Source organism: Flavobacterium noncentrifugens, assembly GCF_900100375.1.
Classification (GTDB): Bacteria; Bacteroidota; Bacteroidia; order Flavobacteriales; family Flavobacteriaceae; genus Flavobacterium; species Flavobacterium noncentrifugens.
Map to the genome: position 1 here is coordinate 500,884 of NZ_FNEZ01000002.1, position 12,708 is coordinate 513,591.

General features: G+C 41.6%; 9 protein-coding genes. 3 read left to right on the plus strand and 6 right to left on the minus strand.

What is annotated here, in order from left to right:
• Window positions 1-122 precede the first annotated feature (122 nt).
• A complete protein-coding gene (pheT, locus tag BLS32_RS06945; RefSeq protein ID WP_091393284.1) occupies window positions 123-2,543 on the minus strand; it encodes a phenylalanine--tRNA ligase subunit beta in 2,421 nt (806 codons plus the stop codon).
• Between the two features lie 186 nt (window positions 2,544-2,729).
• On the opposite strand from pheT, the gene BLS32_RS06950 reads away from it, so the two are divergent.
• The 3 genes from BLS32_RS06950 to BLS32_RS06960 all read left to right on the plus strand — a co-directional run bounded on the left by BLS32_RS06950 (window position 2,730) and on the right by BLS32_RS06960 (window position 5,174).
• Window positions 2,730-2,999, plus strand: coding sequence for a hypothetical protein (locus tag BLS32_RS06950; RefSeq protein ID WP_139171703.1), 270 nt, complete (start codon window positions 2,730-2,732; stop codon window positions 2,997-2,999).
• Between the two features lie 191 nt (window positions 3,000-3,190).
• A complete protein-coding gene (locus BLS32_RS06955) occupies window positions 3,191-4,696 on the plus strand; it encodes an aldehyde dehydrogenase family protein (protein WP_091393290.1) in 1,506 nt (501 codons plus the stop codon).
• A gap of 103 nt (window positions 4,697-4,799) precedes the next feature.
• Window positions 4,800-5,174 (plus strand): DUF779 domain-containing protein, encoded by a 375-nt coding sequence (locus BLS32_RS06960; RefSeq protein ID WP_091393291.1) that lies wholly within the window; start codon window positions 4,800-4,802, stop codon window positions 5,172-5,174.
• Window positions 5,175-5,246: 72 nt separating this feature from the next.
• Here BLS32_RS06960 and BLS32_RS06965 read toward each other — a convergent pair whose 3' ends face one another.
• The 5 genes from BLS32_RS06965 to BLS32_RS06985 all read right to left on the minus strand — a co-directional run bounded on the left by BLS32_RS06965 (window position 5,247) and on the right by BLS32_RS06985 (window position 12,658).
• On the minus strand, window positions 5,247-6,170 hold the full coding sequence (locus BLS32_RS06965; RefSeq protein ID WP_091393294.1) for an AraC family transcriptional regulator: 924 nt from the start codon (window positions 6,168-6,170) through the stop codon (window positions 5,247-5,249).
• 86 nt (window positions 6,171-6,256) lie between these two features.
• Entirely contained in the window at window positions 6,257-7,120 is an 864-nt protein-coding gene (locus tag BLS32_RS06970; protein WP_091393296.1) for a bestrophin family protein, read from the minus strand.
• Window positions 7,121-7,161: 41 nt separating this feature from the next.
• Window positions 7,162-8,460, minus strand: a complete 1,299-nt coding sequence (locus BLS32_RS06975) for a TolC family protein (protein ID WP_091393298.1) — start codon at window positions 8,458-8,460, stop codon at window positions 7,162-7,164.
• The gene (locus BLS32_RS06980) at window positions 8,461-11,562 is read right to left on the minus strand and encodes an efflux RND transporter permease subunit (RefSeq protein WP_091393300.1); all 3,102 of its coding nucleotides are present in this window, start codon (window positions 11,560-11,562) and stop codon (window positions 8,461-8,463) included. It abuts the gene before it with no gap.
• 31 nt (window positions 11,563-11,593) lie between these two features.
• The gene (locus BLS32_RS06985) at window positions 11,594-12,658 is read right to left on the minus strand and encodes an efflux RND transporter periplasmic adaptor subunit (RefSeq protein ID WP_091393304.1); all 1,065 of its coding nucleotides are present in this window, start codon (window positions 12,656-12,658) and stop codon (window positions 11,594-11,596) included.
• Window positions 12,659-12,708: the final 50 nt, after the last annotated feature.

Here is a 12,708-nt window from a genome sequence, read left to right on the forward strand (position 1 = left end):
TAACGATATTTAAAGCTAATCATTTTTTAAAATGTAGCCGCTTTTTTCACGAAAATTTTAACAACAAAAAACGCATTTCCGTTTTAAAGCAGAAATGCGTTTGATGATTTTTATCGCTGAGATTACCTCAAAGTAGCGCCCAATTCACTTTCGAGATTGGATTGCAACTTGCCCATGATTTTATCTACCTGGGCATCGGTAAGCGTTTTCGAATTGTCCTGGATGACAAAGCTTACGGCGTATGATTTTTTGCCTTCCGGCAGATTGTTGCCTTCGTAAACGTCGAATAAATTGATTTCTTTCAATAATGATTTTTCGCTTTGGCGCGCAATTTTATAAACCGATTCGAATGATACTTCGTTGTTTACCAATAAGGATAAATCGCGCCGCACTTCAGGATATTTCGGGATGTCGGCAAATTTGATCTTGTTTGAAATCAGTTTCAGAATCAAATTCCAGTTGAAATCAGCAAACAAAACTTCCTGTTTGATGTCGAAATGTTTCAAGACCGATTTTTTCACGGTCCCGAATTCGACCAAAATTTCATTCGCTGCAGCAATCGCAATGCCTTCCGCAAAATAATCAGATTCCAACGGCTGGGTTTGTGTTTTTTCGATGCCAAGCCTTGACAGGATTGCATTCACATAACTTTTAAACAAAAAGAAATCGGAAGTTTTTTGCGTGGTCGCCCAGCTTTCCCCGCCACGGTTCCCCGAAACGAATAAAGTGAGGTGTTTTTGCTCTTCGTAACCCGATTCAAATTTGTGGTATGATTTCCCGAATTCGAACAATTTTAAATCCGAATTTCTCCTGTTGATGTTGTATGAAACCGCTTCCAGACCTGAAAATAATAACGATTGGCGCATGACCGAAAGTTCGCTGCTTAATGGATTTAGCATCGTAACGTTGTGTTCTTCTTTCAACATTTCTGTCAGCTGAATGTATTCCGGAGAAGTCAGTGAATTCGCCATCATTTCGTGAAAGCCCAACGAATTCAATTGATTTCCAACGATATTCTGCACTTTGTAATCTTCTGTTCGTGGCGAATTGGATACGGTCGCGTTCAATTTTTTCGTGAAGTTGATGTTGTTGTAACCGTAAACGCGAAGGATTTCCTCAATCACGTCAATTTCACGGTTCACATCGACACGATACGACGGAATAATCAGTCCCAAACCGGCATCGGTCACGCTATTGACTTTAATATCAAGCGAAGCCAGGATTTTCTTAATCGTTTCCTTTGGCAAATCCTGCCCAATTAGTTTCGCTGCTTTCGCATAATTTAAAAACACCGGGAAATCCTCGATTTTCTTTTGATAAATGTCGATGACATCTGACGTAATTTCCCCGCCTGCAACTTCCTGAATCAGCAAAGCCGCACGTTTCAGCGCATATTCGGTAATGGTCGAATCAATTCCTCTTTCAAAACGGAAAGAAGCATCGGTGCTTAAAGTGTGTCTTTTCGCCGTTTTGCGAATGCTCACTGGATTGAAATAAGCGCTTTCGAGGAAAATGGCATTCGTGTTTTCAGAAACTCCTGAATTTTTTCCACCGAAAACACCTGCAATGGCCAACGGTCCTTTTTCGTCGCAGATCATTAAATCTTCCGCGTGAAGCGTTCTTTCAATATCATCTAAAGTTGTGAATTTTGTCCCTTCAGGCAATGTTTTTACCGAAATTTTCCCGGTGATTTTAGATGCGTCGAATGCATGAAGCGGCTGCCCAAGTTCGTGCAGCACATAATTCGTAACATCGACTACATTATTTTTTGGATTGATCCCAATTGATTTCAGACGGTTTTGCAACCATTCCGGAGAAGTTTTGACTTTTATTCCGGAAATCGTTACGCCGCAATATCTCGGGGCCAATTTGATGTCTTTTACATCCACATCGATTTTTAAAGTCCTTTTATCAATTCGGAAATTACTTACCGATGGCGTGATCAATTCAACACTAACACCTTTTTGGAGCAAACCGGCACGCAAATCACGCGCAGTTCCCAAATGACTCATCGCATCGGCGCGGTTTGGCGTTAACCCGATTTCGAAAATCTCATCATTTTCAATTTTGAATACTTTCGCAACAGAAGTTCCGGGTTTTAAATCCTCGCTCAAAACCGTAATGCCATCGTGACTGGTTCCAAGTCCGAGTTCGTCTTCGGCGCAAATCATGCCGTGGCTTTCCTGATCGCGGATTTTTCCTTTTTTGATCGTGAACGGCTGCCCGTCTTTATCATACAAAACCGTTCCAATCGTTGCAACAGGTACTTTTTGTCCGGCCGCAACATTCGCAGCGCCGCAAACAATCTGCACCGGAGTTCCATCGCCTAAATCGACAGTCGTTACTTTTAAACGGTCGGCATTAGGATGTTGTACGCAAGTCAAAACCTGGCCAACGACAATTCCTTCCAATCCGCCTTTTACCGATTGGTATTTTTCAACCACTTCCACTTCGAGGCCGAGATCCGTCAGCAACGCAGCGGTTTCTTCAGATTTCCAGTCGATTTTAATGAATTGCTTTAACCAGTTGTATGAAATTTTCATAGATCATTTTTTTGTACGGCTGCAAAGATAATTAACAATGGACAATTGACAATGGATAATGGACAATGAATCTTAACAATATCAACAAAAAAACCGATTTAGATTGATGTAAGATAATTGAATAATTCTGTAATGGATTTTCGTCCATCCAAATGTAAATTTATCAAAATTCAAAACACTAAAATCATGGAAGAGCATATCTACAATCCCAAAAAAGACCCGAATAAAGATGGTTATAAAGTTCCTGGCGACGGCCTTCCGCCAAACGATCCGCCAAAACCGGGAAACCACAGCTTTGAAACGAATCCAAATTCGCTTGACGATAAAAAGCCAGGCGACATTCCGGGCAAAGAATTCAATATCAATGATAAAGCGTATTCAGACAGTACAAAGAAAGATTTTGTAGAGACGGTTTCGAAAATGAATCATGCGAACGAATCAGATTCAGAAAAATAGCCATTGATTTGTGTTATCAGTTAAAAATTCTTCTGAGAATAATGTATTATTTTAATTTCCTTTTTGTTAATGCTTTAATAAATGATAGTTAAAACAACACATCTGAAATTTTAATGCTACAACCTGACCGATTTATGCTACTTTAATTGTGCTTCGAAAGCTAATTTTGAGTGAATCAAAAATTTAGCATTATGAGCAATATCGCACAAAGACCTGAATTTAAGGCAAAGTATGACAATTATATCAACGGAAAATTTACGGCTCCGGTCAACGGCCAATATTTTGACGTGCTTTCTCCAATTGACGGAAAAGTTTTTACACAAGCGGCGCATTCTGACAAAGCCGACTTAGAATTGGCAGTCAATGCCGCACACGAAGCTTTCAAAACCTGGGGAAAAACTTCTTCAACGGAGCGCAGCAATTTGCTGAATAAAATTGCTCAGGTAATTGAAGACAATCTCGAATATATCGCGACAGTGGAAACGATTGATAACGGAAAGCCAATTCGTGAGACTTTGGCAGCAGATATTCCGCTTGCTATCGACCATTTCAGGTATTTTGCAAGTGTGATCCGTGCAGAAGAAAGTTCCATTGCCGAACTCGATCAAAATACGGTTTCCATCGCGTTAAGCGAACCTTTAGGCGTGATTGCCCAAATCATTCCGTGGAATTTCCCGATTTTGATGGCTGTGTGGAAACTTGCTCCGGCTTTGGCAGCAGGAAATACAGTGCTTTTAAAACCGGCTGAAAGTACGCCAATTTCCATTTTGGTTTTGATGGAACTGATCGGGGATTTATTGCCGGCGGGCGTGGTTAATATCGTAAACGGATTTGGAGCTGAACTTGGACGCGCCTTGGTAACGAACAAAAAAGTGTCAAAAGCGGCATTCACCGGATCGACTACAACAGGCCGTTTGGTGATGCAATATGCGACTGAAAATATCATTCCGGTGACTTTGGAACTCGGTGGAAAATCCCCAAATATTTTCTTTCCTTCAGTCGCAGACCACGATGATGATTTCTTTGACAAAGCCATTGAAGGCGCGGTAATGTTTGCATTGAATCAAGGCGAAATTTGTACTTGTCCGTCAAGACTGTTAATCCACGAAGACATTTACGACAAATTCATTGCAAAAGTAATCGAAAGAACCGAAGCGATTATCGCAGGAAATCCTTTGGATAAATCAACAATGATTGGTGCTCAGGCTTCACTCGTACAAAAAGAAAAAATCCTTTCGTATATCAAACTCGGAAAAGAAGAAGGCGCAGAGGTTTTGACCGGCGGCGATGAAAATCATCTTGGCGGCGACCTCGAAGGCGGCTATTACATTAAGCCAACCTTGTTCAAAGGCCACAACAAAATGCGTATTTTCCAGGAAGAAATTTTTGGGCCGGTGCTTGCCGTAACGACTTTCAAAACCACTGAAGAAGCGATTGAAATTGCAAATGATACGATGTACGGACTCGGAGCCGGAGTCTGGACACGCGATGCACATGAAATTTATCAGGTTCCGAGAGCGATTCAGGCCGGGCGTGTTTGGATCAACCAATACCATTCTTATCCTGCTGGCGCGCCTTTCGGAGGTTACAAACAATCCGGAATCGGGCGTGAAAACCACAAAATGATGCTCGGACATTACCGACAAACTAAAAATATGCTGATTTCTTACGACAAAAAGAAACTCGGATTCTTTTAAAAATTGATTTGTTGAAAACGCCGTACCTGATTTTTGGTGCGGTGTTTTTTATTTTATATCGTTTTAATTTTGCCAATATTGTACCTTTAATAAAATCCAGACTATGAAAACCAGGATCGACGCCACAAAAAAAGCCAAAGATTTAATTGCAGTTTTAAAAGAAAAACACGGCGATTTAATGTTTTACCAGGCCGGAGGATGTTGCGAAGGCACGCAGCCGCAGTGTTTTGAAAAAGGCGGTTATTACCAACGAATGGGCGACGTTTGCATCGGAACAATTGAAGATACCGAATTCTGGGTCGACAAAGATTTATACGAATACTGGAAACACGCACATTTCACGTTAGATGTGATCGATGCTTTTGGGGTTGGCGGATTTTCATTGGAAACGCCTTTAAAAAAAACATTTAAAATTGAATACCGCATTTTTACGCCCGAAGAAGAATTAAAATTAGAACCCGTAAAATATATAGAGTAGCAGAAATTATCTAATTTTCTAATTGCTTCGCCAGTTCGGCTAAAGCCTCGGGTAGCAAATTTTCTAATTGTCCTAATTCACATACAGCAATTGATACTGTTTGGGCGTAATGCCTTCATGTTTTTTAAACAATCTGATAAAGTAATTGCAATCTTCAAATCCTGATAAATAACACACTTCATTAATTTGCATTCCGGGATTTTTGAGCAGTTTTTTGGCACAGCGGATTTTTTCGTTCAATACAAATTCAATCGGGCTCATGCCAATTTCACGCTTGAAAAAACGATAAAACGAAGTCGTGCTCATACACGCTTTGTCGCTGAGGTTTTTGAGCGAAATGTTTTCTTTTAAGTTTTTTCGGATGTATTCAACAACAGCGCTGATCGGATTGTTCGGATCATTGAAAAATCCGTCGTCTATCGATTTTGCGGTTTGCGTCTGGATAATTCTGATCAATAATTCCTGCAAAGTCAAATCGGCCAGCGCATCTTTCGTGATCGACGTACTCATGCATTCTTTGATCAGTTTATTAATGGTCGCGGCCAAATCTACATTATTGTAAAAGAAATAATTCTGGTAATTAAGCTGCCAGAATTGGTCGCTGCCTTCTTTCGGATAACGCTCGTTCAGGAAATTCAAGGTGTCGGTAATTTTACTCTGATCGATCGCCAATGCCAGACACTGCGTAGGATTATTCTTTGCCGCTTCAGGAAAATCAATTTTCATTTCGACATTGGACGGAATCACAACAGTTTCTCCCGGCAGGTAATCAAAACCCGGGTCGTCAAAAAGATGCATGACTTTCTTTCCGCGCAACATGCTCGTCACCACAAGATCATTGAACTTCAGAGGCACCAATTGCGATGCTTCATAGGTTTCAAAAAGATTGAGTTCGCAATTGTTTAAAGAGTAAACGGTGCGGTTTTCGACCAAAGTCTTGAGGGATTTTTCATTCGATAAAACCGGTGTGTGAAGAAGCGTTTTCTGTGCATTCATACCAAAAAGGAGTAAGCCTTAAAAGTAAGGAATAATTTGCGAAAACGTTTTCAAGGAAATGCTAAATTTTTGTTTTCGAATGAAAATCAGATGAGTTCTTCGACGTGCTTTTTAATGTTTTCAGAGATTTTTCTCGTTGGCAAATCATTTTCATCATCGCCAAACGGATCTTCAATTTCCTCCGCGATCAATTCCAAACTGGCCAATACATAAAAGATAAAAACGACCACAGGAACAACATAATATCCAATACTGAACGCATACCCAAAAGGCAAAGTCATCACATAAAAGAAAATAAATTTCTTGATGAAAGCGCTATAAGAATAAGGGATTGGCGTGTTTTTAATCCGCTCGCAAGCGCCGCAGATATCAGTAAAAGACTGCAACTCTGAATTTAAAATGATCAATTGGTCGCCTGTGATTTTTTGCTGTTCGTATAAAATATTAATGCGTTCAAACATCATCTGTGCAATCTGGTTCGGGCGGTGTTTGTGATGATCGATCTCCAAATCCAAATTGTCAAAAAGCTCCTTGCTGACGTCGCTGTCTTTCAAATGAATGTGCAGCACCGAAGCATAATTTGCAATCATTTCCCTGAAAAATTTCTTATCGTCATCCGACTTTAAAATCGCCGATAATTTAATTGCCAGATTCCGGCTGTTATTGACCAAAGCGCCCCACAATTTTCTGCCTTCCCACCAGCGTTCGTATGCTGTATTTGTCCTGAAAACAAGCAGCAGCGAGATTACAAATCCCAGCATGCTGTGCATGATCGTGATGTTTTTAATGTAGCTCGTATCAGATAATTTCCAGAATTCGACTTCCATGTAACCCACAATTCCGGAGTACAATCCAATGGCGGCCATAATAGGAGCAAGCGTCCGGAATGTATCGGCCTTGTGAAACTTAAAAATAAAAGTAAACCAGTCTTTGGTATTGTATGAAATCATTTTTCAGAGTGGATTTCCACAAATATAAGCAAATTATGATCTTAGAAACTCAGGTTTCCGGCAAGTTCTTTTAAAGTGATTTCGGATAATTTGGCCTGATATTGGGCATCGCTGTTGCGGACTTTTGCATTCACGTAATTCAACTGTGCAGTCCTGACTTCAATCGTCGTAATGTTTCCGATCTTGAATTTGTCGAGCGTAATCTGTAAATTTTCCTTCGCGATTTCCTCGTTTTTTTGCTCGAGTTCAATCAGTTTGATATTCGTCAGATACGTTTGATAAGCCGTTGCAAGTTGCGACATCAACGTCTGGTTTTGCTGTTGGATCAACAAATCGGAATTCTCAATCTGGATTTTTGCGACACGCTCGTTCCGATGCTGGTTCAATCCGTCAAATAAATTCACCGAAGCCGTAAAACCATATGTCAGTCCGCGTGAATTGGTTTGTGTTGTAAATCCCAGACTCGATTGTGTATCGACAAAATTATAGCCGGTATTCACCGCAATTGTTGGATATCGAATGGCTCTGACCTGCTTCAGTTGCAATTCGGCGATGCGTTTGTTGATGATTTGCTGCAGCAATTCCGGGTTTTGTTTTTGTGCCAATGTGGTCAATTCCGGAAGTTGTAATTTCGAATCGACTATGATTGTATCGGCAACGAAAAAGTCGGCTGTTGTATCGCGGGCAAGGATTTGATTCAAGGCGATTTTAGTATTCGCATACGTTTCTTTCTGACGCAACAAAGCCGTTTCATCTGTATTCAGATCGACTTTCGCATTCAGCACTTCCAATTTTGCAGCCTTTCCAATGGTAAAACGGTTTTGTGCCAATGTGACTCTTTCCTGAGAAATTAAAATCGTCGTATCTAGCGCTTTGAGCTGCTGCTGTTGCTGAACCAGGTCAAAATATGTCGTCATCACATCGCTGACTTTACTCAAAACAGTCAATTTTAGTTCGCTCTCGCCGAGTTTTTGCAATTCCTTCAACTGGTCGTAACGCGCAAACATCCCAAAACCGTCAAAAATAGTCCAGTTTAAACCCACGCCATAATTCAGACTGTTGTTTTTGGCATTGTCGAGATTGTTGACCGTTCCATCGCTTCGGGTTTGTGAAGTATTCTGGATGCCGTTGTTGTCAACGATATTCGCAGCAACAGTCGGCAACAATCCGGCGTTTCCTACTGTTACATTTGTCTGGTCGATCCGAAGGTCATTTTTCGAAATCTTAATTTCATAATTGTTTTCCAACGCGATTTTTATCGCATCTTCAACCGTTAAAAGTTGCTGCGCAGAAATAGGCAAAGCCAATAAAAGCAAGCTGATATAATAAAGAAATCTCATTTACGAATGTTGTTTAATGTCTTTTTCATATTCTTCGATATGGTCAAATTCTGGACGGTGTTTGCGTTCCCTTGACCACATAAAATAAATCGCGGGAATAACGAATAAGGTTAAAACCAATGAAAATAAGGTTCCGCCAACGATTACGACGCCCATTCCGATCCGGCTCGTTGATGCAGCTCCGAGCGACAACGCAATTGGCAAAGCACCAAAACCGATTGCGAGCGAAGTCATCAAGATCGGCCGCAAACGCGATTCGGCAGATTCCATAATCGCTTCCATTTTTGTTTTTCCCTGTTCGCGGAGTTGGTTTGCAAATTCTACGATTAAAATTCCGTTTTTCGTTACGAGCCCAATCAGCATAATTGTTCCAATCTGGCTGAAAATATTCCACGTCTGCCCGAAAAGCCACAATGAAAATAACGCTCCGGCAACAGCCATTGGAACTGTCAGGATGATAATGAATGGATCGATAAAACTTTCAAACTGTGCTGCTAAAATTAAGAAAATCAGCAATAATGCGAGTCCGAATGCAAATGCCGTATTCGAACTGCTTTCCACATAATCGCGGGATTCTCCTTGTAAATCGGTTGTAAAAGTCGGATCGAGCACTTTCTCTTTAATGCGCTCCATCGCGTCAATGCCGTCGCTGATGCTTTTTCCCGGAGATAAACCTGCAGAAACCGTTGCCGACATCAACCTATTGTTGTGGTATAATTGCGGGGGGCTGCTTTGCTCTTCAGTGGTCACGACGTTGTCTAACTGGATCAATTCGCCTTTGTTATTTTTGACAAACATCGACGTCAAATCCATCGGTGTATCGCGGTCTTTTTTGTCAAACTGGCCCATGACCTGGTATTGCCTTCCGTTCATCATGTAATAACCAAAACGTTGTCCGCTAAGCGACAATTGCAGTGTTTGTGCAACATCCATGACAGAAATGCCCAAACTTTGCGCTTTTTCACGATCAATGGTTACATAGATTTCAGGTTTGTTAAATTTCAGATTGACATCTGAATTTGAAAAGGTCGGATCTTGTGAAACCGCATCCATAAAAACCGGAATTTTTTCCCGCAATTTCTCGAAATCCTGATTCTGGATCACATATTGAATCGGCAAACCGCCACGTTTGTTAACGGCAATGGTTGGCGTTTCTGAAACACTTGTTTTCGCTTCGGCAAATCTTTTAGTCCATTTGGTGAGTTTTTCGGCTATTTCCTTTTGGGAGCGTTCGCGATCTTCGGGATTTACCAGCGAAAGCCTGACGCGGCCGCTGTTTACTGATGTTCCAGATCCTGGCGCGGTAATCACCAAACTGACTTTTTTTTCCGGAATCGAATCGTTGATCAGGTTGCTGAGTTCAGTCATGAACCGGTCGGTGTAATCATAAGACGAACCTTCGGGTGTCGTGACATTTACAGAAATGAGGCTTCGGTCGTCATAAGGAGCGGTTTCTTTTTGGATAATGCTAAAGAACAGCCAGATCAATCCAAGACAGCCGATCAATATTGGAAAACTGATCCATTTTCGTTTCATGAAATTGCCCAGAGATTCGGCGTAACCTTTGTTTAATTTGACAAAATACGGTTCGGTGAAATTGTAGAATTTTGATTTTTTCTGTTCGCCACCTTTCATTAAATATGCGTTCAGCATCGGTGTCAGCGAAAGCGAGACAAAGGCCGAGATCAATACGGCTGCGCCAATGACAACGCCGAATTCCCGGAACAACCGCCCGACAAAACCTTCGAGGAAAATCACCGGAAGAAATACCGCAGCAAGTGTAATCGAAATCGAAATCACGGCAAAGAAAATCTCGTTTGAACCTTTAATTGCCGCTTCAATTGGCGACATGCCTTCTTCGACTTTCTTAAAAATATTTTCGGTGACTACAATTCCGTCATCAACTACAAGTCCGGTTGCCAGTACGATGGCAAGCAACGTCAGTACGTTTACAGAAAATCCGAAAAGCCACATAATAAAAAACGTCGCGATCAATGAAACCGGAATGTCAATCAGCGGACGAAATGCAATCGCCCAATCCCGGAAGAATAAATAAATAATTAAAATTACGAGAACAATCGCGATTCCGAGCGTTTCTGCAACTTCCACAACCGCTTTTTTTACAAACAGCGTATTGTCGATCGCAATGTTGAGCTTAAACCCTTTTGGAAGGTCTTTTTTGAGCTGGTCGTATTGTGTATGGAACGCTTTTGCAATGTCGAGGTAATTCGTTCCCGGCTGCGGAATTATCGCCAAACCAACCATAACCTGCCCGGAATCGCTGAGTTTGGTTTCAAGGTTTTCGGCTTCGAGTGACGCATTTCCAACATCGCTTAATTTGATCGTTTTTTCACCATCTGCGCTTAAAATGATGTTTTCAAATTCTTCTTCGGTAGAAAGATTTCCGAGGGTTTTTACGGTCAATTCGGTATTTGCACCAGTCAGTTTTCCAGAAGGCAGTTCGACATTTTGTGCTTCGAGTGCTGTTCGGACATCGGAAACAGTTAAGCCATAAGAAGCCATTCGCACCGGATCAAGCCACAAACGCATCGCATATCGGCGCTGGCCATAAATCTGAACCGAACTCACGCCCGGAATCGTCTGCAGCCTTTCAGCAATGACATTTTCAGCATAATCGGAAAGCTCGAGCACATTTTTCGTATCGCTCTGAACGGTCATCGTAATGATGGGTTCTGAATCGGCATCAGCCTTAGAAACTACCGGCGGCGCATCGATATCCTGAGGCAAACTCCGGATTGCCTGCGACACTTTGTCACGCACGTCATTTGCGGCTTCTTCTAAATTTTTGTCGAGGTTGAATTCGATCGTAATCGTACTGGAACCTTGCGCGCTTGAAGACGTAATGTTTCTGATTCCGTCAATCGAGTTGATCGCTTTTTCGAGCGGTTCGGTGATTTGGGATTCGATAATATCGGAATTCGCGCCCGAATAATTCGTACGAACAGAAATCTGCGCAGGATCAATCGATGGAAATTCCCTGACGCCAAGATAGGTGTAACCAATAATTCCAAAAAGGATGATCGCAAGGTTCATTACAATCGTAAATACGGGGCGTTTGATGCTTAAAGTGGATAAACTCATGGAAATCAGATGTTTATTTTACGATTCAAATCTAATTTTTTTGAAGTTTTACTTTTACCGGGCTGCCGTCTTTTAGCGACATGACACCGCTGGTCAAAATCGTGTCTCCGGCTTTTAAACCGCTTAAGATCAAGATGCTTTTTGCCGTTCTGGCGCCGGTTTCAACTACGATGTCTTTTGCTTTTCCGCCGTTGGCAATAAATATTTTCTTTCCGTTCTGGATCGGAATTAAAGCTTCGGTTGGCACCAATAAGGCATCGTTGACTTTTTCCAACGGCAATGCGACTTTTGCAAAAGTTCCAGGTAATAATTTTCCACCCGGATTTTGTGCAATGGCGCGCATTTTTAACGTTCTTGAAGCCACATCAACGCCGGGTTCGAAAGCGTAAATTTTGGCCGTATATTTTTCTTTAGAATCAGAAGTGGTAAAACTCAGCGAACTGTTGATTTTCATCTGAGCCGCATATTTTTCAGGAATGGAAAACGTGATTTTGAGCTGGCTCGTATTGACAAGATTTGCGATCACCGTTTCCGGAGTGACGTAAGTGCCTTTTGAAATGTAACGAAGCCCGATTTTTCCAGAAAATGGCGCGCGGACCGTTGTTTTTCCCAATTGCGCCTGGATCAATTGCGTTTCTGCTTTCGCAGATTGGAAGTCGGCACTCGCAATGTCGTATTCTTCCAGGCTGATCGCTTGTTTTTGCAAGAGCAATTTGGCGCGGCGTTCGTTTTCAGACGCCAGGCTTTGTGCGCTTTTGACTTTTCCAAGTTGTGCCCGAAGCTCGATATCATTAACTTTAAACAAAACTTGTCCTTTGGTTACCGAACTGCCTTCTGTAAAATTAATGCTTTCGACAACGCCGGAAACTTCACTGCGGATCTCGATTTGCTCATTGGCTTCAAGCGAACCAGAAAGCGATAAATTATCGGCGAAAACTTCTGGTTTCAGAATGATTCCGGTGACGTTGACTGGTTTTTTTTTGCCGCTTTTTTCTTTCGGATCTTCTTTTGCAGCTTTATTTTCGGAAATCCGGTGGAAGATCAACGCGCCGATTCCGACAATTAATAAAGTGTAGACAATGTATTTTATTTTCATAAAGTTCAGGTAAGTCGCTATTTGCGAAGTCGTTTTCGCCTTTAAACAAA